We start from the raw sequence: 22,887 nt of genomic DNA, 5'->3' as shown, positions 1-22,887 counted from the left end.
TTTTCAATGACGTCATCCGACGCAAGTCTCTCCGTAAGATGGGCTTCCAAGCCCGTCGAAATGGAAACCCGAAGCATCAGCGAGGCTCCCCCTCCTCCGCGACGGCCCCATCCGGGGCGACCTCCTGTTCTTCGCCCAGGATCTCGGGGCTTCCGCCCCGAGCTACGGAAGACGGCCCCATCCGGGGCGATGCACGCGAACCTTTCGCGGCACAATTCGCACTTGTATCCCGGTCAGCACGATTCACGATTGGCTCGATATTGCCGATCATCGCACACGCTGGGGACGTTCCTCGGTGAACGCGGACAAACCCTCTTTCGACGGCCTTGACGATCGCCCCAAAAATGGCGTTTGATACGGGGATGAACGCTCCCAACGACTCCACCGACGCTCGGCATCTTGGCCCCGAAGAAATCGAGGCCAAAATCCCCCACCGCTCGCCCATGCTGTTGCTGGACGAGGTGGTGGAAATCACCGAGAACACGCTTCACGCCCGCAAAACGTTCTCGGCCGAGGAGTTCTTCGTGCAAGGACACTTCCCGGATTACCCGCTGGTTCCGGGCGTGATTCAGTGTGAATGCTGCCTGCAAGCGGGTGCGATTCTGCTGTCCGAACACACTCCCGCCCCCGGTGAGTTCGTGCCCGTGGTGACCCGCATGGACAGTGTGAAGTTCAAAAACATGGTGCGTCCTGGCGACACCGTCGACATTCACGTGACGCTGAAAGAGCGACTTTCCAACGCGTTTTTCATGACCGGCAAAATGCTGCTCAACGGAAAAGTCACCACGCGACTCGAGTTCGCGTGCAGCATCACGCCAGCGCAGCCCTCCCAATCCACTGACGCGGGTCCGAAATCGTGAGCACCGAAAACACCGCCGGGTTCGACTTCTTGGGGATGACCGGCAAGACCTTCCTGGTGATGGGCGTCGCCAACAAAAAGAGCGTCGCATTTGCGATTGCCAAACAAATCGAGCAGGCCGGCGGAGAGGTGATTTACGCCGTCCGCAGCGAGGCTCGCCGCGAGAGCTTGGCCAAATTGCTGTCTGGCCGCCGCCTGATCGTTTGCGACGTCGAACAACAAGCCGACATTGACGCGATGGCCGCGGAACTGGAGCGAGACAATGTGACGCTCGCCGGACTGGTGCACGCGATCGCCTTTGCGGATTACAGCGATGGCATTCGGCCATTTCACGAAACGACGCGCCGCCAATTCCTTCAAGCGATCGACATCTCGGCCTTTTCACTGGTCGCGGTTTGCAACGCCATCAAAGACCGATTGGCGAGTGACGCCAGCGTGGTCACGATCGGAATCAGCACCACGCGAATGGCCAGCGAAAGCTATGGCTTCATGGCACCAATCAAGGCAGCCCTCGAATCATCGCTGGCCTTTCTGACCAAATCGTTCAGCCGGTTCAGCCAAGTCCGCTTCAACGCAGTCGCGGCAGGCCTGCTAAAAACCAGTGCCTCAGCAGGCATCCCCGGCTATGTTGATTCGTACCTGTACGCTGAAAAAGTCATCCCTCGCGGCGAAGCGGTCACGACGAACGAAGTCGCGTCCACGGCGGCATTTTTGTTGTCACCACGCAGCAGCGGCATCACCGCTCAATCGATCGTGGTCGATGCGGGCATGTCGATCAACTACTTTGATGCGGGAGTGGTCGGCGCGGTCACGAACGCCTCCGTCGACTGAGAACCATCTCGCAAACGAAACATCCCTTGATTCGCCGCCTTCACACCAATCGCACCTTTTAAACTTTGAGTTTCCGGGCATGACCCAAGCCATCTACATCAACGGGCAATACTTCTCTCGCGAAGACGCCAAGATCAGCGTTTACGATCACGGGCTGCTGTACGGTGACGGCGTGTTCGAAGGCATGCGGATCTACTCAGGGAAAGTCTTCGCCCTCGAGGACCACATGACACGGCTCTACGAGAGCGCCCGGGCGATCATGCTGGACATTCCCATCGAGATCGATGCCTTGACCACGGCGGTGAACGAAACCGTTGCCAAGAACGGTCTGACAGAAGGCTACATTCGCTTGGTCGTCACCCGCGGCGGCAACCAACTGGGGCTCAATCCGTTCTCCTGCGAAGACCCGCAAGTGATCATCATCGCGGACACAATCTCGCTGTATCCCGAGAAATTCTACACCGAAGGATTGGAACTGATCACGGCCTCGACAATCCGCAATCACCCCGCCGCACTCAGCCCTCGCGTGAAGTCGCTGAACTACCTCAACAACATCATGGCCAAAATCGAAGCCATCCGGGCGGGATGCATCGAAGCCGTGATGCTGAACACCAAAGGCGAAGTCGCCGAGTGCACCGGCGACAACATCTTCATCGTTCGCGGCGGTCGCCTGATCACGCCTCCCATCGACGCGGGAATCCTGGAAGGCATCACCCGCAACACGGTGATCGACCTGGCTCGCGAAAATGGGATCGAAGTGGCGGAGGAAGCCATGACACGTCACGACATCTTTGTCGCCGACGAATGTTTCTTGACCGGCAGCGCCGCCGAAGTCATCCCCGCGGTCAAACTCGATGGCCGGGTCATCGGCGATGGCAAACCCGGCCCGATGACTCAAAAGCTCAACGCAGCCTTCCGCGCATTCGTGGCTCGCTGAGGAAGTCGCTGGTCCCATCGTTCCGCTTGACGGGCCTCCAAGACCGTAGCGGAAGTCGCCAAGACCGTGTAGCGGAAGTCGCCAAGACTTTCGGCCGGAGCCCCAACGCCGAAACTCTTGGCGAGTTCCACTACGACATCGCCGAAACTCTTGGCGAGTTCCGCTACGTTTTCGATCTTTGTCGCCGACGAATGTTTCTTGACCGGCAGCGCCGCCGAAGTCATCCCCGCGGTCAAGCTCGATGGCCGGGTCATCGGCGATGGCAAACCCGGCCCGATGACTCAAAAGCTGAACGCAGCCTTCCGCGCATTCGTGGCTCGCTGAGGAAGTCGCTGGTCCCAGCGTTCCGCTTGACGGGCCTCCAAGACCGTAGCGGAAGTCGCCAAGACCGTGTAGCGGAAGTCGCCAAGACTTTCGGCCGGAGCCCCAACGCCGAAACTCTTGGCGAGTTCCGCTACGTTTTCGGTGCGTACTTTGGGTCATTGCGGCGAAAACACTCGGTTCGTTTTAAAAACGAGAGAGTTCGCCAAAGGATCTCCCAACTATCCAGCTCAAACAATCGGAGGTTGGGATAACCAGGAATCAGGCATCCGGTATAGATATAATCTGCAAATCCATCGACCGGCGCAAGCCCTTTCCGTTCGGGGTTGCGAGCGATGTACTCCGCGACGTCTTCGATTGCCGAACACTCGCACTCTGATTCACGCAGCACATGATCGTACGGCTGCCGCTGAAACTCGAAACCAATTCGCTTCAAGCAGGAGTTCAAATCGTTTCGAACCGTCTTCATCGCGAGACGTTGGTCAGCACTTTCACTCAATCCGCACCACAACAGATGGGCATGGTCTGGCATCAAACAGAAAATGGGGCACGCGAACTGGTAACGAAACATTGCATGGGCGAGGACTTCACGGAACTTGTACAAGAAACGTGGTTCCAACCAACCTGTTCGACGACCTTCAATCGTCATCGTCCAGTGGACCCAAGCAAGCCCGCGATAGGACTCCGGATCAAGACGTTTCAGCCGCTGTTTGTGTTGCCTGTCCATCCCAAAATTCTATCACCCCCAACCGCAGGGAACGTCGTTCACCCACAGGGAACGTAGCGGAAGTCGCCAAGACCGCAGCGGAAGTCGCCAAGACTTTCGGCCAACTCCCAATCGCCCAATCGCCCAATCGCCCAATCGCCCAATCGCCCAATCGCCCAATCGCCCAATCGCCAATCGCCAACTCCCAACTCCCAACTCCCAACTCCCAACTCCCAACTCCCAACTCCCAACTCCCAACTCCCAACTCCCGAACGCCCGAACGCCCGAACGCCCGAACGCCCGAACGCCCGAACGCCGAACGCCGAACGCCGAACGCCGAACGCCGAACGCCGAACGCCGAACGCCGAACGCCGAACGCCGAACGCCGAACGCCGAAACTCTTGGCGAGTTCCGCTACGACATTGCCGAAACTCTTGGCGAGTTCCGCTACGACGGCGAGTTCCGCTACGGTCAAATCAGTCACTCCGCTGAGAATGCTTCGCGGAGATGCAAGAGGTTGCGGGGATTCTGCCCCAGGTCCCCTTTGCCAACGCGGGATTGGCTTTCCGCGTCGACCCGTGTGACCACGTCGCCAGCGGGAGACACTTCCTCCGTCAATTGCACATGAACGTCGTCGACAAACCGCAGCCACCGTGTTCGACGAGTCAAATGGATCGCCTGCGTCTGACCGGCGACCGGTGTGTCAACGGATTCCTCTGCGATCGATTCGATTTGCCAGATCGGTTCCGACTCCACCCAGGTTTCTAAATCGCGACGCACTTCGGCGATTGGCTTCGACAAACGCAACGGTCGCTTTTTCGGATCCGTGGCGGAATCGTCCCAGTTGGCGTGATTGTTCGTCCAATCTCGCCCCCAATCGTCGACGAGCGTGACGACTCGTGCGACAATTGCCAACGTCACCACTCCAGCGATCACCGTTCCTGTCATTGTTCTTCTCGTTCTTTTCCGCGAGCGGTCATCCCGCCGATCACTTTGAATTGTCATGTCGACCATGGACCTGTTTGCCGATCAAGAAGCTGACCACCTGTTCGCTGCCCAACCCTTGGCGGCGCGAATGCGTCCCAAGAAGCTATCCGAGTTTGTCGGTCAACAACACATCCTAGGCGAAGGGAAACTGCTCCGGCGGCTGATCGCCAGCGGCCGCATCGGCTCGATCCTGTTGCACGGTCCACCGGGCACCGGCAAAACCACGCTCGCTCACCTGATCGCGTCGGAGCAGAACAGCGAACTGGTCACCCTGAATGCAATCAGCAGCGGCGTCAAAGATGTTCGTGAAGTGCTCGCCAAAGCACGCGACCGTGTCTCCGCAGGTGACCCCAGACCGCTGCTGTTCATCGATGAGATCCATCGCTTCAATAAATCCCAACAAGACGCTCTGCTGGCCGATGTGGAATCAGGCATCATCTCGCTGATCGGAGCCACAACCAGCAATCCCTACTTCGCCGTCAACGCCGCCCTGATCAGCCGCAGCCAACTGTTCGGGCTGGAACCCGTTTCTGTCGATGACATGCGCACGCTGCTGAAGCGGGCGGTCACCGATCGGGAATGCGGGCTGGGAAACCAGAATGTCAAGATTGCCGAGGATGCGATTGAATACCTCGCTGCCGCCGCCGACGGCGACGCTCGCAAAGCACTCACGGCACTCGAAGTCGCGGTGCACAGCCACGAGGATCCGGCGGCAACCATTTCGCGGGAAGATGTTGCCGAATCCATGACCGGCCGCATCGCGGGCTACGATGCCACCGGCGACGATCACTACGACCTCGCCAGCGCGCTCATCAAAAGCATCCGCGGCAGCGACGTCGACGCCTCCCTGTACTGGCTCGCTCGCATGCTGGAAGGCGGCGAAGACATTCGCTTCCTCTGCCGACGGTTGGTGATTTTGGCCAGCGAAGACATCGGCAACGCGGACCCGCAAGCGTTGATGATGGCGGTCAGTGCCATGCAGGCCTGTGAGATGATCGGTCTTCCCGAAGCCCAACTCACTTTAAGCCAAACAGTCGCTTACCTGAGCCTGGCTCCCAAGAGCAACGCCGCGACCACGGCGATCAGCGCCGCCCGCCGCGACGTACGAGATCGGCAAGTCATCCCCGTTCCGAAAATGCTTCGGTGTGGACACTACTCCGGTGCCGAAGAACTCGGCCACGGCGATGGCTACCAATCGGCACACAACACCGAAGCCGGCGTGGCGGAATTGGATTATCTCGGTGTCGATCGACGCTACTACGAACCGGTCCAACGCGGCTTTGAATCCGAACTCGCCTCGCGACTGCAGAAAATTCGCGAGCAGCTGGGAAGAGACGCTGAGTGAGTCGAGTGAACGACCTCAAGCATGGGTGAACCGAACACCGTACGCATGGCCGTCATCGACTTGCTCTGGGTCGGCTCCTGCATGCAGAACATCTAGCTTGAGCTACAGCCAATCCAACTGCGTGATCTTCCGCAGGCGGTCCTCAAAATTCCCTAGCAGGCCGCCGACCAAAACCCATTCTTGTTTGTCTCTCAGCTCGATTTCACCGAACTTGTTGATCCTCAGAATGGAGTCGCCATTGACGCCAGCCTCATGCAGCTGGCCCATATCTATTTCGCCTTCGTTGATGACATCCAACAACGATTTGCCGGTGAGTTCGATGAATTGCATGATCGCAACCTAGCAGACAGTGACTAAGACGAGCCGACACAAACAAGTCGACAAAGACGAGAAGTTTCTCTTTGCCTCTTGGCGCTCGTCCAACCGACCAGCTTAATTCATCGCAGAAGATTTTCGACAACCGGCGTCAAATCTCGCCCAGAAAATTCGAGGGTGTGCACTTGGCCAGATTGGTCAATCACAGCCACGAACAGCAATGAAACGGCCCCAAACCGATAGGCAATCGAGTTTGCGACGGATGCCTCCGGGTCGGAAACACTGCGAAAACTCGGGAACGAGATTTTGTTGCGGGACTCGAAGGCCGGAACGTCTGTCGACTGAACATCCAGATTCATTCCTACAATCGCAACCTTCTCCGGGTACTGGCGAGCGATCTCTTGGAGGTTGTCGACCACCAGCAGCGAATCCGGGAACGCGGCGGACCAAAACGGCATCAAGACCACCTTCCCGCGATAACTCTCCAGCGAGAGCTCCTCGCCTTGCGTGCTTGGCAGATCAGGATCGAATGCCTTGCCAATGATCTTCTGACGATTGTCCCGGGCCTGAATTGCGGCCCGAGCCTCACGCCCGCGATCGTCCTGCAGGGAAGCAAACTTGTCGTCCAAAACCTGGTAGGTCACCGACATCAAGTCTTCCCGACCGACGGTTTCCGCCTCCAAACTTGCGCCGGCTAAAAACTGAGTGGTCAACAGGTCGGGTTGTTCGTCCGCCAACGTTTGGACGGCTTCCTTCCAATCGCTGGGCGAGACCGCTGAATCTGCCGCGGTCGTGTTCTCGTTCGCTTCCGTGATGAATTGCTGCATCAGTTGTTGAACGCGACGCGTCGCTTCGCTGACCTGCAAACTTGGACCGGCAATCTGACGCGCCATGTCAGCGAGTCCCACCATCTCGCTCGCTTCATCAGCACCATTTTCGATCGGCTCCACGAACTCTTCTAAGATCATGGAACGCACGCGAGATGCTTCCTCGACATGCTCGAACTGCATCAACGCGTCTCTTGCCTGTCCCATCACCATCAACGTTGCCGCGTCGGGGGCAGCACTGGATTGCAACAGCCGGTCGATCTGGGAGACGACCTTGGCGGCAGCCTCCGATTTTCCATTCCGCAGGTTTTCGATCGCGAAACCGATGAGCACCAATTGGCTGTCCGAACGAACGTCCGGATCGGAATCGTTTTGCAGTTCTTCTGCTAATTCTTGCAGACTCTCGGCCGATTTCAGATCTCCCATGGAAGCCAGATGAGACAGCGACTGCAATTCGCCTCGTCGGCCAATCGACCGCTCTCGGGGCGACGAGTCTGCATGTTCGATCAACCGCCGAGATGCCTCGCGTTTCAGAGAGACAATGCGTTTCAACTGGCCAATCGCAGTGGCTTCGTCCTCAATCCCTGACTCCCCGCTGACGATCATCCGCATCTCAACGTCCGCTTCGGACAGAAACGTTCGCAGTTTCTCCGGGCTCAGGTCATGGGCCAACTGCTTCCCTTGCCCGTTCATCCCCGACGTGATCGTTTGCGGGACCTGGATGGGAGCGGTCTTGTTCGCCGCGGCAGCCTCACTGCGCGGCGCCACTTCGTGGAGGGGCGCAACCTCATCGCCTTGCCCGGCGTTGGGCATCGGGGAACCGGATGCCTGAGCATCACCAGTGGGCAGAGCGTTCGCTGTCAGCTGACCGCTGTCGGTCAGCCCAGGATTTTCCGTTGCATCGGCGTTTTCAGTTGACTCAGCAGGAGGTTGCCTGGTGCAGCCCCCGACGACTGGGGTCAAAAGAATCGCAACCACACCGGCCCAAACGGTCTTTGGGAGGTGAGCAATCACGAAAGCCATGTGAGGTCCAATCATCCAATGTCATCCTTGAAGAATCAAAGTTGACATTCTACCGGGCAAGAGCCCAGTTCGAATACCGTTCATTCGGATCCGTGCATCGGGCGAGAGTCGGTCTCCCAACTCTCACAGGATCTCAGGCGGCGGTGTGATCAGAGGACAGCGTGTCGAGCAGGTCAGCGAAACGATCATCTGCTTCACGACGACGACGCAAACGCTCGGCAACGCTCCAGCTGCTGCGGATCTTCATCACGCGGCGAGTGATCTCGGCGTCCGACGGCAAGGTCTCATTTTGCGACGCAGCTGAGATCATCGAGACGTTTTCGAGCGCTGGCATGGTTTCGGTCAACATAGCGGTTCTTCCTGAAACGGGGCTTTTCATTAGTCTCGGTACCACACTGACGCCGGCACCGACTCGTCTGCCTCCATCCGAGGCAGTGGCGTCTGACAGGAGTGTTATGCAACCAGGATGCCAAAACGCTGAAAACCAGAAAAATCGTTCCAACTCATTCAACCGAATCTGGCCACAGCCAACGATTTCCGCCTGTTTCGCTGGAAAAAGCGAGAACCCCGGTTTCTGTTTCTTTCCCCAGGAACCGGGCACCGTGGAGTTTCACTGATCAACACTGGCGGTTTGGAAGACATCTTTTTCAAAAGCTTGTAAATCTTGCCAAGCCCTTTCGGGCAAACGCATCAGCGAGATCGATTCAGGTTCACTGAAGGTGGAAAACAGTGCCTGGAGACGTTCCAGCAGAATCTTGCGCCCTTCCAAGGTTGAACCACGGCCATGCAGGTCAACGTACTGAATGGCCTGACCGTTGTCGTAAACGGTGCCATCGATTTGCCAACCTTGGGACTGATTGGCCCAGGTGAACGAACCATCCCACTCGAAAAACAGTCCTTCCAAGTGTTCGAAGCGCTCCGCGACGGTCTCCATGGACACGTCAAAAGCCCCCCGGTCGGTGCCGTACACGTACGCTTGGAATGAAAAAACAGCAGCCATCGCAAATAAAATCGCAAAAGGAGGAGGGGATGAATCGAGAACGCGACACTTCGTATTTGCAAGCAAATGCGGTGTTTTTGCAATCGCCACCCCTCTACGAGGCGACGGACACAAGATTTTTCACTGTTTGTCAACCCGGATTTCCTTGACCGGACCGTTTTTTGTCCTAGAGTTGTTGGACCAAGGATCCCTGTCCGTACTCCCTTCCACAACCTGTCCACTATTCGTCGTTGACTAGGCAGTTGTTACTAGGAGGCAGGCGGCCGCAAAAAGGAATGAGCCATGTTGGTACTCTCGCGAAAGAAAAACGAAAGCATCGTCATCAACAACGATATTAAAATCGTTGTGGTGGAAATCCGCGGAGACAAAGTCCGCCTCGGCGTGGAAGCTCCCCGCGAAGTGCCAGTTCACCGCCGTGAAGTCTACGATGCGATCCAACGGAACAACGAAGCGTTCGATGCGAACGCTCCAGCGGATTCCAACGACGTTTCTTAGGTCGATCTCCCGCACATTGGACGCTCGTGAAGGCACATTCGGCCTCCTGACAAGTTTTTTGTTCTCGTCAGGCAAAACGAGCCTCTGGAACCCTTGACGCCTTCAGGCGATCTTGGTTTGATACTCGCCTTGTTGGCACGCCAGCTTTTGTTGGCAAACCAACCGGCCCCTTCGTCTAGCGGTCTAGGACATCGCCCTTTCACGGCGGTAACACGGGTTCGAGTCCCGTAGGGGTCACTGAATAAGTCGTTTGCTTGAAAAGGCAAACGGCTTATTTTTTTGGCTTGTCAGCAGAATCGAGGCCACACCGCCAAACCGGAGCCCCACCACTGGCTCACTGAAAATCGGAATGCGTCGCTTCCAGGATTTCCAGAATCTCCCGTCGCATCGTGCTGGTCAGATGCTGATAGGTCTCGGACTGGTCCTCGCCCTCCAGAATCCCCCTGAGCTTCTCCAGCACCCGTGAACGCACTTCAGCGGGCAGCTCCGCAAAGGAATCGGAGTAAATCAGGTAACTGCACGGATACCGGAACAGCCGCGATTCCAAATCGAAATCTCGCAGCGACCGCTGCTTCGAATCACGCGGGCCCAGCGACGCGAATTCCTTGGCAAAGGCGGTTGTTCCAGCAACCGAATCAGTCAACTGGAACTCGTCGCACATCAACAGGTACTTCAACACCCGGTCCGCAGACGACTCAATCCGCCGCGTGGCGCTCTCGCTGATGAAACCAGGCTCGCGTTCGAGCAACTCGTTCATTTGATAGGACTGGTGAAGCGCCTGCCGCGTTTCGAAATTGGCCGCCGTGATCGCGTTGTGCATCTGCGTTTGATGCTCCAACACCATCAACGCCACAATGTCGCTGTGCGGCGTCAGATACGATTCCGTCCGAAAGTAAGACTCCAACTCGTCTTGATTCGCACCACTTTCACGATCGAGTTCGTGAGCCTCATCCGTGCAAATCACGTTGCCCATGTGACGCATGGAACCATGGGTACCAGTGACGTACCAACCACCCCAGCGCTCATCAAAAGGGCTGCTGTGATCGGTGGTGAATGTCCCACTGCCCAGTTTGGGACGCCCCGCGGCATCCGCGAAGACACTGCGGACCAAAAACCCCGGCACATTCTGTGTTCGCGACGAAGCATGGCACGACAAACACCCCCCTCGGTCTCGCACAAACTCAGGCTCTTTCTTGATCGATTGAGACAGCGTGTAAAAGATCGCGCCCTGCTTGGCATCCGTGGAAGCAAATTCCAAGACATCACCATGCTGGCAATAACCGACGTAGACCTCGTCATTGAAATACAACGCTCGGGGCCGCCGCGGCGAGATCCGGTGCAGTTGCAAACTGGTCTTCGAAAACACCAGCGTTTGCGAACTGAGCGGCACCTCCAAGGCGTCCAGCACCGATGGCAAGTACCCGAACTTTGGGTCGCTCTGCAGTGCCACTTCGCCCGCCTCAATGCGTTTGGCCAGCTCGGCAACCGGATCGCTCACCTCCGCGTTGAGGTAATCAATCGGAGGCCGCTCAAAATCGGGCTGCCCCCAGGCGGGGGCTGCCATCCAAGCAAACAAACACAGCAGTCCACCACCAACCAATCGCTGGCTTCCGGCAGAAATGCGAAGATGGAGGCCCGGCTGAGCCGCACCATTGAAATGAAGCGATACCATTCAAGATTGCTCGTAAGTGGGTTCCAGCTTAAACTCTGATTCGTACACCTGACTGTACAGAATCAATATCTGCATTTCAACATGTAGATTTCAAAATCACGACAAACGATCATGCTTTCCAAAACTGCCGAATACGCCCTTCGCGCCATCGCCTGCATGGGCAGCCAGGTCGGGAAACCCGCCTCCGCAGACCACCTCGCCGAACAAACCAAGGTCCCACGACGATATCTCACGCGAGTGCTGCAAGACTTGGCGGCCGCCGGATTGGTCAGCTCTCGGCCCGGCCCCGGAGGCGGATACGAACTGTGTGTGCCGACGGACTCGCTCACCATCCTCGACGTTATCAACACGGTCGCTCCGCTCCAACGCATCCGAAAGTGCCCGCTGGGATTGAAATCGCATACCGAACTTTGCCCGCTGCACGCGGAACTCGATCGCGCCTACGCGGCCACAGAAGAAGCCTTCCGCGGGGTCACGATCGACGACCTGGTCAACTCCGCCAGCCCGATTCTGCCGCTGTGCGAAAGCTGAGATCAGGCGAAACTGGCCCGTGAGGGTTTCAGAAACGCAACGCTGCCGAGAGGCTTCAAATCCGAGGCGGATTTCCGAAACGCCGCCTGCGTGTTGAACAACCACAGAATTCTCGTCTGCCGATTGCGAGGAAATTTTGGGGAGGGCGAATCGCCATCGGTGAACACGACCACGCCGTCATAGCCACGCCGCTCGTCGATGAACTGGGTCACACAGCCGAGGTGGGTGCCACCTCGACCGGTCACGCTGACATCGCGCCGCGCCGATCGAAACGTCAACGGCTCGCATCGGACTTCGGTGTCAAACCAAATGACATCGATGGAGCGGATTCCGTACTGGAAGAACCGATTGATGATCGAGAAACCGTTCTGCAAATCGCGATGGCCCATCGACCCCGACACATCCACGGCGAACAGCAAGCGGGTGGTGAAATCGTACCGACTTCCCATCTGGGCAAATCCATAACGACGACTCGGCCGCATGCGAGTCAGTCGCCGATCGACCGACAGGACGCTTTGCCGAAACTGACGCAAGATCGATCGGTAATCCAGCGACGGGCGGAGCGTCGCAAGCAATCGCTCCTGCGCATGCCCAGGCAACGTCCCCCAACCTCCGTTCTCAGCCGCAGCGGCGACCGCGGACTTGATCTCTTCGTGAAGCAGATCATCCGCGTCCCACTGATCCGCATTCTCAGCGCCGGTTTGGCTGGGGTCGATGTAGGATCCCAAGTCACTGGCCACCGTGGAATCCGCGCCCTCTTCTGAGCGAGGCGAATCGAGCGCGGGCTCCCTGGACTCCACGGGGGACTCCCCCGCCTCGCTCCCTTCCTGATCCGACGACTTATCACCTGAGTCAGCCTCTTGCCCGGCCGCCCCGTCACTCCCGGCTTCGCTTGACTCACTCACGTCCTCACTGGGATTCTCGTCGGCATCCTTCACGCCCTCGCCGGGCGATGAACCTTCCGACTCATCCGGCTCGGGATCGGCCTCCTCAGACTCGTTGGCCTGGTCGCCCTCCCGCTCTGCAAGCTGTCGGTAGTAGTACTCAAAGTACTGATGGTCGTGCGTCTCACTGCCCCACACCTCACGTGGCCGCGGCATGGGCAGCTTGCTTCGCAGACATTCTTGCACCGTCAGATTGCTGGCTGAATACGACAGCTCGGTCTTGGGTTGCCGCCTGGCGTACGGATGCCCCAACAGGATTCGCATCGCCTCAAACCGCAGCACGTCCGCCAACTCGTCTCGTTTGAGCGACGAGATGAACGCGGGATTGAATTCAACACGACCATGAGCGACTCGAAGCGTTGCGATCTCAGGCTTGGGCACCACCTCGTGCAACGTCCAAGCCACAAACAACAATGGATCAACGAGGTACCAACTTTCGACGACGCGAGTGATTCGCTCTCGCGCCTTCGCATCTCGTTTCGACTCCGGTCCGCCGGAGGAAGGCGTGTTACTCACGGAAGCCATGCCGCTCACTGAATTCGGATCCCCTCGACATACTCGGTCAACAAAGTCGTCAGCTCCATCGACTCCGCAAAGAACTCCATCGCAGGTTCGTACTTCGGTTGATCGGTCATCGAAACCAAGTGAGCGACCGCCTCATCCAGTTTCCGTTTGCGAAGCAGCTTCAAGTAGCCCAGCATGCCCTTGAGAGCTTTGGTTCGATCCGCGTCGGCGTAGGGATCGCCCACCAAGTGAACCAGCAACTGCTCGTTCAACATCAACAGCTCTCCCAACGCCATCTTCTCGATCGCTTTGCGGTGCTTGGTGAAGTGCAACAACACTTGATCCGGCGTCACCGGCAACCGCGATGCGAGGCTTCTTCGGAATGCCATCGCGGCGGGCGAGCCCACGACCCCGGCAATCAGCTTGACGTGCACCGGCTCGATCGTTTCGACGCCGCATAGAATCTCGGACACGCGAGCCCAACCGCGGCGGTCAGGAGTTTTGACCAGCCCTGACATCGAATCCACGTCTTGGGCGGCGGGTGCGATCCCTTCGCCGTCCAGGTACTGAGGCTGCTGTTGCACGAACCCGGTGACACGATCATCGACCTTGTGTTGGTCCGCCCACAGCAACCAATCGTCCACCGTCGGGGCGAACTGGTACAGATTGAAACGCGAAACGAGTGCGGGATCCAAATCGGTGAGCTGGTATTCATCGCCTTCGTTGACCGCTGAGATGATCACGCTGCCGGCCGGCAACCGCTTGCCCGCCAGGGTTTTGTTCAGCGCCAACTCCATCACGGATTGCAGGATTTCCGGCCGAGCCCGATTGAGTTCGTCCAAGAACAGCACGATCGGTTGCTCATCGACCGGCCACCAAAACGGTGGCAAAAACTCGCTTCTCCCGGTGGCCTCCTCCTTGTGCAGCAAACCGATCAGATCGCCAGGGTCACTCATTTGCCCCAAGAAAAACGGCACGACTTTCATCCCACGCGACGAAAAATGCGTCGCGATGATCTGCGATTTCCCGATCCCGTGCTTCCCGACCAACATGATGTTTTGGTCCGGCGGAGTGATTTCGAGCAACTGAATCAACTCATGAACATCAACTCGAACAGCCAAGGGAATGTCTCAATCAAAGTGGGAATCAAAATCAAAAATCAGTCTTCGTACCGAATCCATTCCGTTCGCCAATCGGCCTGCATGAATCCGATCATCTTGAATCGCAACCCGTCCTCGTACAGCGACCGAAGCGTGCGAATGGTTTCTTGCAGTTGAGGCAAGACCTTTTCGAATCGTGTGAACGGGATGTGGATCTCGATCATGTGCTGGCTCGACAACTTCACAAACAGACGCAATTTCTGCGTGTCCATGCTGGTCGCGAAGTCAAATTGTTCTTCCTTGGCCAGTGCCTTGACCCGAGCGACGATCGCTTTGGACTTCATCGTGCGGACTTTTGCCCGCTTGGCTTCCCCTGCGTGACGTTTGATGTAGCGACGAAGCACCTCCGCCACCAAGCTCTCCAGCTCGTCAAAATCACTGATCAATCCCGTGACTTCGCGATTGAACTTCCCAAACGCGCACACCAATTGGCCTTCGTCGTTGCGTTCCAAACGCAGCTCATCGGAGCGGTAATAGGTCTGCGACGCATTCGGATCAGGAATGGTGAACCGCACCCAAGTCGGCGACCGCGAATCGCGATCGCCGGGATGAGTGGTCAGCCTCACGCCCTCGATCTTTCCCAGTTTGGCCCGCCAGGCCTTGATCAGAGCCGCACGTTGCCCTGGATCGATCCAAATCGGTGAATCACCTGAGAAGTGCTCTCGAAAGAGCTTTCGCACCGAGGGCAGTGGCAACTTCACTTCAACGTCAACTCAACAGGGCAGTGGTCCGAACCATGGATCTCGCATCGAATCCGTGCATCGGCGACGTGATCCCAGAACTTCTTGGCGACCCAGAAGTAATCCAAACGCCACCCAATGTTCCGGGCTCGAGCATCGCTGCGATACGTCCACCAAGAATAGTGCCCCGGGCCATCCTCAAATTGTCGGAAAGAGTCCACGAAACCAGCCTCGGTGATGGCGTCCAATCCCGCTCGCTCTTGATCGCTGAAGCCCGCGTTTTTGCGATTGGACTTGGGATTCGCCAAATCGATTTCTTGGTGGGCGCAGTTGACGTCGCCGCAGAATAAAACAGGTTTGCGACGATTCAGTTTTTGGACGTAGTCCAGGAAGGCTTCGTCCCACTGCATCCGGTACTCCAAACGAGCCAGGCCTCGCTGGGAGTTCGGCGTGTAAACATTGACCAAGTGAAAGTCAGCGAACGTCGTTGTCAGCACGCGGCCTTCGTTGTCATGTTCCTCGAGGTCCAACCCCTTGGTGACGTTGGAGGGTTCCACGCGACTCCAGGTCGAAACACCGGAGTAACCTTTCTTGGTCGCCGTGTTCCAAAACTGGTGGTACCCCAGCTCATCCGCCCATGACAAATCGACTTGTTCGGGTTCCGCCTTCGTCTCTTGCAGACACAGCACATCAGGCTGTTCGCTTTCGACAAATTCGCGAAAACCCTTGTTCATTGAGGCACGGATGCCGTTGACGTTCCATGAAATCAGTTTCAACGTTTCGATCAACCTTGGTTTTGAAACACAACTTCTTCGTAGGGCTGAACCACCACAAAGCCATGTCCCTGGAAAAGAAACTGCAACGATTCACCTGAACCGCGACCGAGCATGGTTTTGAACTGCACGTCGGTCTTGAGTTGAGGTTCCAGTTGCCCGGACCACAGCACGGTTGCATTCGGGTCCGTCACGACGGGCTGATGAGGTGTGACCGGCAACGTGATCGGATCATAGTGGCTGGTGATCGCAACCATGCCCGTGCCTTCCAGGCGGATATTGAACAACCCGCCCGCCAACATCGCGGTCATCTTCTTCATCATTTTGATGTTGTAGTTCAATGACATTTCGAACGCGAGGAGGTCGTTTCCGTTGACACAGATCGCTTCATTTTGCAGTTCAAGAATCGTGATCTTCTTGCCGCTGTCCGCGCAGAAAACGGAGCCTTTGCCGCTGACTTTGGTGAGTGCCGTGCCTTCGCCGGAGACGGCCTTCTTCAGCAAATTGCCCAGCCCCTGCGAGAGAATGCCCTCGCGTTCGAACTTCACATTGCCGGTGTAAGCGACCATCGATCCCATCTTGGTCCACACCTCCCCGTTGAGGTTGATGTCGAGCATGCGGTCCGATTCCAGTTCAAACAGCCCCTGGTCGAGGTCCTTGTCCCGAGTTTTCTCCAAAAAGCGTTCGAGGGAATAGCGTCTTTCACTCATCGCGAGATCCTTCAGGTCATCTTGATACAAAGGGGCAAACGTCGGAGCGCACGCCACAAACGCCATTCAACGCTCGAGGGCAGCACCACATTCGAGGCAGTGTAGCGGTTCCTTGGAGATCGGATGAGCACCGAACGAGCCTCCTTCGTGCGAGCGGGTTGCTGAGAGCGTAGAATCAACCTGCGAGGATTTTCGAACGAGACGCCTCCCACCCGCGCACCAAAGCATGAGACCTGTCCTAGTGAATGCATCTGGTTTCCTTGTTGACATCCAACGCGACGAACATCGCGTGCTCCGCTCGCGTTCTCAATCATGGGTCCGCGGCCCGGCTTGCGACCGCCAGCAACGCGTCTCCACGAGGCTGCTTTGCACTGTCGTTGTCTGCACTCTGCTGGCGACGCTCGGCAGGCCCGCGACCGGTTTGGCAGCCAGCTACGACGACGCGGTGCAACAATTTCGCCACGGCCAGTACGACGACGCTGCAGCAACCGCCGCCTTCGAAGTCGAGCGAGGTGTCTGGAGCGAACGTTGGCCGCGGTTGTTGATCCAGTGCCAACTGACCCAAGGCGACCACGCCGCCGCCCTGCAAACTTATCGCGAAGCGTTGCAGCGATATCCAACCAGCATCGCGCTGCGGTACATGGGACTCGATGTGCTGCGTTTCAATGGCTTGCAAGATGAAGTCGGCCAAGCAGAAGCGGACTTGTTCGCGCAAATGCAACGCGCCTTCGCGGGATACATCACCCGTGACAACCTGGTTGCTGCGGGGCGCTTCCTCACCGGTCGTGGCGAAGACGCACGCAAGGTCCTGGAGATGTTCTACGATCGGGTCCGAGAGCGTGACCCTGAATACCTCGACGCCTACTTGGCCACAGCCGAACTGGCCATTCGAAAAGGCGATTTTCAAGTCGCCGCCGACACGCTTCAGCAAGCGATGAAACTGGGCGAAAAGACGCCTGAACTACACCATTTGCTCGCCAAAGCATTGGAATCCAGCGATGGGCAGACGGCCGCCGAACAGATCGCGATGGCTCTTCGCATCAACCCGCAACATCTGCCTTCGCTGCAGTGGTTGGCGGAGCGAGCGATTGATCGAGAACGCTACGACGATGCCAAAGACATCGCAAATCAGATGTTGCAAATCAACCTGCACGAACCATCGGCGTGGGCCTTGCTCGCCGTCATCGCTCACTTGAACGGCGAATACGATGTCGAAAAACTGATGCGTGCCGCGGCGCTCTCGACCTGGGAACAGAACCCTGACGTCGATCACCTGATCGGCAAGAAACTCTCTGAGAAATATCGCTTTGCCGAAGGTGCGGAGTATCAGAACTTGGCCCTCAGCGCCGACCCACTGCACATCGCCGCCAGTTTCCAACTCGCGCAAGACATGCTGCGATTGGGCGAGGAAGAGATCGGTTGGGAAATCGCAGGTGAAGTCGCCAAGGCCGATCCGTACAACGTCGTTGCCTACAACCTGATGACGCTTCGCGACCGGACGTCAAAGTTTTCCGTGCTGAAACAAGACGGTATCCAAGTCCGCATGGACGCCAAAGAAGCCAAGCTTTACGGCGACGCCGTCTTGGAGTTGCTCCTGGATGCCAAGCAAGTCTTGTGCGAGAAATACGACGTCAGGCCGGACAAACCGATCTTGGTGGAGATCTTCCCGCACCAAAACGACTTTGCCATTCGCACGTTTGGTTTGCCGGGCGGGGCAGGGTACCTCGGCGTCTGCTTCGGCCGAGTCATCACCGCCAACAGCCCCGCCTCGCAAGGCGAACGGCCCTCGAATTGGAAAAGCGTTTTGTGGCACGAGTTCTGTCACGTGGTCACGCTCGAAAAAACCAAGAACCGAATGCCGCGTTGGCTCAGCGAAGGCATCTCCGTGTACGAAGAACGCCAACGCAATCCTTCCTGGGGCGAGAAGATGACGCCCCAGTATCGATCGATGCTGCTCTCCGATGAACTGACACCGGTCAGTGACCTGAGTGCCGCCTTTTTGTCGCCCCCTTCCGCGACAGCACTGCAGTTTGCCTACTACGAATCGTCCTTGGTGATTGAATTCCTGATCGAACAACATGGCCAGGAGGCATTGCTGGCCGTGCTGGATGATTTGGCCGCGGGCATTCCGATCAACGACGCCCTGACTCGGCACACGGGATCGCTGCAACGCTTGGACGCCCAGTTTGATGCGTATGCCAAACAACGAGCCAACCAATTCGGGGCGCTGGCCGATTGGTCACGCGACACATTGCCCGACGACGGCGATTTGACAACCTGGAAAGGCTGGACACGGGCCCACCCAACCAATTACTGGGGACTCCGCGAACTGGCGAAAAGTGCGATCGAGGCAGGGCAGTGGGAACAAGCTCTCGTCCCGCTTTTGCGGATGCAGCAATTGGGCGTGCTGACGGGCGAACGCGATGGCCCGCTGGAATGGCTGGCTCGCGCCCACCGTGAACTGGGGCACGACCGCCAAGAAATTCGTGCAATCCAAGACAATCTGGCACAATCCAGCGATGCTTTGCCGGCTTTGCGGCGTTGGATCAACATTGGCCAATCCGAAGAGCAATGGGAAAACGTTCTGGACGCTTCGCAGCAGGCGCTCGCGATCCAGCCCTTGCTGCCTGAATTCCACCTCGCATCCGCCGTCGCTGCCGAAAAGCTTGATCGCCATGATTTGGCGGTGGAGGCTTTGTCGGCGCTGCTGGAATTGGATCCCGTGGATCCAGCGGCGTTGCATTTTCGTTTGGCCAACGCCTACGACCTCCAAAACGAGTCCTTCCCCGCGAAACACCATGCACTGATGGCGTTGGAATTGGCCCCCCGCTACCGCGACGCTCACCGCTTGCTCTGGAAACTGCAGCATGCGGCCTCGCGTAGCGATCCGGCGACTGCGGACCCAGCGGACGTGGAAAATCCTGAGGCCGTGAAAGTGCCCGCCATCGAAGAGGAGGAAACGCTGTGACCCCTAACAACTTCAACCTAATAGGTATCTTGCGAGCACTTGCTCGGGGCAGCTTCGGTTCCCATTCACCTCTCCCCCGACACTCGTCGGGGGAGAGGTCGGACGCGGCGTCCAGCCGTCGTCCGGGTGAGGGGGCGGATCACATGGCGGTCGAATTCGCAACGCCACAGACCAAACCAAGTCACGCGGATGCCCCCTCACCCGAGCAACGCCTGAAGGGCGTGCTCGACCTCTCCCCCAATGAAATTGGGGGAGAGGTGACGACGCATTCCGAAGACGCTGCTCCTGGCCACGTCAAACAAATTCACCAGCCATCCACCCCGGCAACCTTCTCTCGCCAACTGTTTGGCCATCGTCGTTGGATCCTTGCCGCGTTGATTCTCTTGATGGGTGGGGCCGCATTCGCGCAACGTGGTTACTGGGGACGTCGCAACCGATCGCTTCCCGCTGATCGCAACGGGGTGCCAACCTGGGAAGTCGATTCACGCTTCCCTCAGGACAGCTTCACGTTCGCTCGAATTGAATACGATTCCTACGGCGGTCGTGGTCGAGGTGGCGGTGGCTGCTGGACCGACTATCCCGACAGCGATCTCAACTTCTCGCTTCGTCTGCAGCAACTCACATCTCTGAAGGTCAATCCCGATCCGGTGGTCATCCGCCTGACCGACGAGGAATTGTTTGACTACCCGTTCATCTACATCATCGAACCCGGTGGCCTCGTCTTTTCAGATGCGGAGGTGAAAGCTCTTCGCAAGTACTGCCTCAACGGTGGCTTCCTGATGGTGGATGATTTCTGGGGCGATTCCCAGTACGAAAATCTGCGCAGCGAACTCAAACGCGTGTTCCCCGATCGCGATCCATTTGAAGTTCCTTTGGCACACGAGATCTTTCACATCGTCTATGACCTCAAAGAGAAACCCCAAGTCCCAGCGATCAACTCGGCCAGGCGTGGCGCCGATGGCAGCGTGGGATCGTGGGAATGGTCGCGTGACGGAAGCGACACCAGTGTCCCTCACTACCGAGCCATCACCGATGACGAAGACCGCATCATGGTCTTCATTTGCCACAACACCGACCTGGGCGACGGCTGGGAACGCGAAGGCGAAGACCAATGGTACTTCGATGAGTTCTCGGTCAAAAAAGCCTACCCGATGGGAATCAACATCGTGACCTATGCGATGACCCACTGAGTCAATCCTAGTATCAACCACCGACGGTTTCGACGCCCCTCCAACCCGATTGCACTCCATGACAACGGACACCATGACCCACGAAGACGAAGCCCAAGTGGTGGAGCAAATTCGCGCTGGGCGAGAGCGGATCGTCCAAGAGCTTTCCAAGGTCATCATTGGCCAAGAAGAAGTCATCGAGCAACTCCTGATCTGCCTGTTCGCCGGCGGTCATTGCTTGATCACCGGAGCACCCGGGCTCGCGAAAACGTTGCTGGTCAGCAGCGTCGCGAAAATTTTCCACTTGAAGTTTCAGCGGATTCAGTTCACCCCCGATTTGATGCCGGCGGACATCACCGGAACAGAAATCCTGGAACAATCCTCCGACGGCCACCGCAAACTGCAATTCGTCAAAGGACCGATCTTCGCCAACGTGATCCTGGCTGACGAGATCAACCGGACGCCGCCCAAGACGCAGGCCGCGTTGCTCGAAGCGATGCAAGAACATCAAGTCACGGCCGGCGGCCAGCGATTTGAACTGGAGGAACCGTTCTTCGTGCTGGCAACGCAAAACCCGATCGAGATGGAGGGCACGTACCCGCTGCCCGAAGCCCAACTCGATCGATTCCTGTTCAATGTGTTGATCGATTACCTGCCGCCCAAAGACGAACTGGCGGTGGTTCTGCAAACGACCTCGACGAAACCCGAACCGATCCAGCCGATCTTCACCGGCGAAGACGTCGCTCGCTTTCACGCCGCAGTCCGACGTGTTCCAATCGCGGAATCGATCGCCGCCTACGCCGTGCGTTTGGTCTCCGCGAGTCGGCCGGGACGAGAGGGAACGCCTGACTTCGTCAACCAATACGCTTCTTGGGGCGCGGGCCTTCGAGCCGCTCAAACATTGGTGCTCGGCGCCAAGGCGAGAGCACTCCTCAACGGCCACGCTCACGTCCGAACCGAAGACATCCAGGCTCTCGCTCATCCAACGCTTCGACACCGAGTCCTGCTGAGCTATCGGGCCGAGGCCGAAGGTTTCAATGTTGAGAACCTGGTCACACGACTTCTTCAAGAAATCCCCACGGAAGTCTGAATTGAGCTGGTTCCAACGTCAATCTCGCTCGTCACGGAAAGCCACCGACGGCCATCCGGACTCGTCTCAGGCGAACGCTCCGGGGACCTCGCGCGCCGAGGGTGAAACCGCGGCCTCGATGGACCCGCATGCATTGATGCGGATCAAAAATTTACAGTTGCGATCGAAGCTGGTTGTGGAGGGCTTCTTCGGCGGTTTGCATCGCAGTCCTTTGCATGGGGCCTCGGTCGAGTTCAGCGAATACCGAGCCTACTCACCCGGCGACGACCCGCGGGGACTGGACTGGAAACTGTTCGCCCGCACCGATCGCTATTACATCAAGAAATTCGAAGACGAAACCAACCGGCGTTGTTACTTGCTGGTCGACCAAAGCCAGTCAATGGGTTACGGATCGCTCGAATACACCAAGATGGAATACGCCAGAACATTGGCCGCCACGCTGGCCTACTTCCTGACGTTGCAACGTGACCATGTTGGACTGATGACGTTCGATGAAGCGATCGCAGACGTCGTTCCCGCTCGCAGCCGCGTTGGCCATCTCCGTCAGATCCTCGCCTGCCTGGCACGTCCCACATCGGGCTCTGGAACCGACATCAACGGACCAATCTCTCAAATCGCTGCCATCACTCGCCGTCGTGGTTTGGTGGTGCTGATCAGCGACATGCTCTCGCCCACCGAAGAACTGCAACGTTCCCTCGCCTTGCTGCGGTCGCGACAACACGAAGTGATCGTGCTGAGGATCCTGGACCCCAACGAAGTTCATCTTTCGGTGGATGAATCCAAAGTGTTGGTGGACATGGAAACCGGACGCAAAATCCAGGTCGACCCGGACGCGACTCGCAAAGCCTATCAAGCCGCCTTCCAAGAACACGCCGCGGCAGTTGAGTCCATCTGCAATGCGGTGGGCGCTGCGATTTACACCAGCACCACCGACCGACCACTGCAAGAGTCGCTGTCAGACTTCGTCTCCGCTCACCAACGGCGCTGTGTGGGCGTCAGTCGAGCTGGCATGCTGAGTTCGGGAGGCACTTCCAGATGAG

The 22,887-nt window shown here is 57.7% G+C and carries 22 protein-coding genes, 1 tRNA gene and 1 pseudogene; 12 read left to right on the top strand and 12 right to left on the bottom strand.

Translation table 11 applies throughout. The features are described from left to right. The first annotated feature begins 344 nt into the window (after positions 1-344). The 4 genes and pseudogenes from PSR62_RS07430 to PSR62_RS07415 form a co-directional block, all read left to right on the top strand. Complete coding sequence (locus tag PSR62_RS07430) at positions 345-860, top strand: 3-hydroxyacyl-ACP dehydratase FabZ family protein (protein ID WP_274407160.1); 516 nt, start codon at positions 345-347, stop codon at positions 858-860. Continuing rightward, positions 857-1,690 (top strand): SDR family oxidoreductase, encoded by an 834-nt coding sequence (locus PSR62_RS07425; protein ID WP_274407159.1) that lies wholly within the window; start codon positions 857-859, stop codon positions 1,688-1,690. Before PSR62_RS07430 ends, PSR62_RS07425 begins: the two co-directional genes overlap by 4 nt. Before the next feature lie 79 nt (positions 1,691-1,769). Further along, on the top strand, positions 1,770-2,627 hold the full coding sequence (gene ilvE, locus PSR62_RS07420; RefSeq protein ID WP_047817120.1) for a branched-chain-amino-acid transaminase: 858 nt from the start codon (positions 1,770-1,772) through the stop codon (positions 2,625-2,627). A gap of 174 nt (positions 2,628-2,801) precedes the next feature. Beyond that, positions 2,802-2,951, top strand: a pseudogene (locus tag PSR62_RS07415) (branched-chain-amino-acid transaminase); the annotation flags it as partial. 130 nt (positions 2,952-3,081) lie between these two features. On the opposite strand, the gene PSR62_RS07410 reads toward PSR62_RS07415, so the two are convergent. Both PSR62_RS07410 and PSR62_RS07405 read right to left on the bottom strand, forming a co-directional pair. Next, positions 3,082-3,675 (bottom strand): hypothetical protein, encoded by a 594-nt coding sequence (locus tag PSR62_RS07410; protein WP_274407157.1) that lies wholly within the window; start codon positions 3,673-3,675, stop codon positions 3,082-3,084. 459 nt (positions 3,676-4,134) lie between these two features. Beyond that, the gene (locus tag PSR62_RS07405) at positions 4,135-4,602 is read right to left on the bottom strand and encodes a DUF1499 domain-containing protein (RefSeq protein WP_274407156.1); all 468 of its coding nucleotides are present in this window, start codon (positions 4,600-4,602) and stop codon (positions 4,135-4,137) included. Between the two features lie 64 nt (positions 4,603-4,666). On the opposite strand from PSR62_RS07405, the gene PSR62_RS07400 reads away from it, so the two are divergent. Beyond that, the gene (locus PSR62_RS07400; protein ID WP_274408185.1) at positions 4,667-5,986 is read left to right on the top strand and encodes a replication-associated recombination protein A; all 1,320 of its coding nucleotides are present in this window, start codon (positions 4,667-4,669) and stop codon (positions 5,984-5,986) included. 102 nt (positions 5,987-6,088) lie between these two features. Here the strand turns inward: PSR62_RS07400 and PSR62_RS07395 are convergent, their stop codons facing one another. The 4 genes from PSR62_RS07395 to PSR62_RS07380 all read right to left on the bottom strand — a co-directional run bounded on the left by PSR62_RS07395 (position 6,089) and on the right by PSR62_RS07380 (position 9,241). Continuing rightward, entirely contained in the window at positions 6,089-6,316 is a 228-nt protein-coding gene (locus PSR62_RS07395; protein ID WP_047817118.1) for a hypothetical protein, read from the bottom strand. Between the two features lie 107 nt (positions 6,317-6,423). Continuing rightward, positions 6,424-8,166, bottom strand: a complete 1,743-nt coding sequence (locus PSR62_RS07390) for a TlpA family protein disulfide reductase (RefSeq protein WP_274407155.1) — start codon at positions 8,164-8,166, stop codon at positions 6,424-6,426. A 118-nt stretch (positions 8,167-8,284) separates the two neighbouring features. Then, entirely contained in the window at positions 8,285-8,500 is a 216-nt protein-coding gene (locus PSR62_RS07385) for a hypothetical protein (protein WP_274407154.1), read from the bottom strand. 261 nt (positions 8,501-8,761) lie between these two features. Next, on the bottom strand, positions 8,762-9,241 hold the full coding sequence (locus tag PSR62_RS07380) for a hypothetical protein (RefSeq protein WP_274407153.1): 480 nt from the start codon (positions 9,239-9,241) through the stop codon (positions 8,762-8,764). Between the two features lie 192 nt (positions 9,242-9,433). Here PSR62_RS07380 and csrA point away from each other — a divergent pair, with 192 nt between their 5' ends. Together csrA and PSR62_RS07370 are read left to right on the top strand one after the other, a co-directional pair. Beyond that, complete coding sequence (gene csrA / locus PSR62_RS07375; protein ID WP_007327053.1) at positions 9,434-9,646, top strand: carbon storage regulator CsrA; 213 nt, start codon at positions 9,434-9,436, stop codon at positions 9,644-9,646. Between the two features lie 164 nt (positions 9,647-9,810). Continuing rightward, a tRNA-Glu gene (locus tag PSR62_RS07370) sits at positions 9,811-9,883 on the top strand. 97 nt (positions 9,884-9,980) lie between these two features. Here PSR62_RS07370 and PSR62_RS07365 read toward each other — a convergent pair. Beyond that, a complete protein-coding gene (locus PSR62_RS07365) occupies positions 9,981-11,318 on the bottom strand; it encodes a hypothetical protein (protein WP_274407152.1) in 1,338 nt (445 codons plus the stop codon). A 111-nt stretch (positions 11,319-11,429) separates the two neighbouring features. Here PSR62_RS07365 and PSR62_RS07360 point away from each other — a divergent pair, with 111 nt between their 5' ends. Continuing rightward, positions 11,430-11,849 (top strand): RrF2 family transcriptional regulator, encoded by a 420-nt coding sequence (locus PSR62_RS07360; RefSeq protein WP_274407151.1) that lies wholly within the window; start codon positions 11,430-11,432, stop codon positions 11,847-11,849. Between the two features lie 2 nt (positions 11,850-11,851). On the opposite strand, the gene PSR62_RS07355 is transcribed toward PSR62_RS07360, so the two are convergent. Genes PSR62_RS07355 through PSR62_RS07335 form a run of 5 tightly spaced genes read right to left on the bottom strand, consistent with a single transcriptional unit; the run spans position 11,852 to position 16,620 of the window. Beyond that, entirely contained in the window at positions 11,852-13,318 is a 1,467-nt protein-coding gene (locus tag PSR62_RS07355; RefSeq protein WP_274407150.1) for a DUF2201 family putative metallopeptidase, read from the bottom strand. 5 nt (positions 13,319-13,323) lie between these two features. Next, on the bottom strand, positions 13,324-14,418 hold the full coding sequence (locus PSR62_RS07350; RefSeq protein WP_274407149.1) for an AAA family ATPase: 1,095 nt from the start codon (positions 14,416-14,418) through the stop codon (positions 13,324-13,326). Positions 14,419-14,456: 38 nt separating this feature from the next. Beyond that, positions 14,457-15,158: a hypothetical protein gene (locus PSR62_RS07345; protein WP_274407148.1), complete on the bottom strand. Its 702-nt coding sequence runs from the start codon at positions 15,156-15,158 to the stop codon at positions 14,457-14,459. Further along, a complete protein-coding gene (locus tag PSR62_RS07340; protein WP_274407147.1) occupies positions 15,155-15,913 on the bottom strand; it encodes an exodeoxyribonuclease III in 759 nt (252 codons plus the stop codon). Before PSR62_RS07340 ends, PSR62_RS07345 begins: the two co-directional genes overlap by 4 nt. An 8-nt stretch (positions 15,914-15,921) precedes the next feature. Next, positions 15,922-16,620, bottom strand: coding sequence for an AIM24 family protein (locus tag PSR62_RS07335; RefSeq protein WP_274407146.1), 699 nt, complete (start codon positions 16,618-16,620; stop codon positions 15,922-15,924). 241 nt (positions 16,621-16,861) lie between these two features. Between PSR62_RS07335 and PSR62_RS07330 the strand changes: the two genes are divergently transcribed. From PSR62_RS07330 to PSR62_RS07315, 4 genes are all read left to right on the top strand, one after another. Further along, a complete protein-coding gene (locus PSR62_RS07330) occupies positions 16,862-19,588 on the top strand; it encodes a peptidase MA family metallohydrolase (RefSeq protein ID WP_443217406.1) in 2,727 nt (908 codons plus the stop codon). A 143-nt stretch (positions 19,589-19,731) separates the two neighbouring features. Next, positions 19,732-20,778, top strand: coding sequence for a DUF4159 domain-containing protein (locus PSR62_RS07325; protein WP_274407144.1), 1,047 nt, complete (start codon positions 19,732-19,734; stop codon positions 20,776-20,778). Positions 20,779-20,851: 73 nt separating this feature from the next. Next, complete coding sequence (locus tag PSR62_RS07320) at positions 20,852-21,847, top strand: AAA family ATPase (RefSeq protein ID WP_274408184.1); 996 nt, start codon at positions 20,852-20,854, stop codon at positions 21,845-21,847. A gap of 1 nt (position 21,848) precedes the next feature. Beyond that, positions 21,849-22,886 (top strand): DUF58 domain-containing protein, encoded by a 1,038-nt coding sequence (locus PSR62_RS07315; protein ID WP_274407143.1) that lies wholly within the window; start codon positions 21,849-21,851, stop codon positions 22,884-22,886. Position 22,887 lies beyond the last annotated feature (1 nt).

The organism is Rhodopirellula sp. P2, from assembly GCF_028768465.1.
Lineage (GTDB): Bacteria > Planctomycetota > Planctomycetia > Pirellulales > Pirellulaceae > Rhodopirellula.
This window is presented reverse-complemented; position numbering and strand designations above follow the sequence as displayed.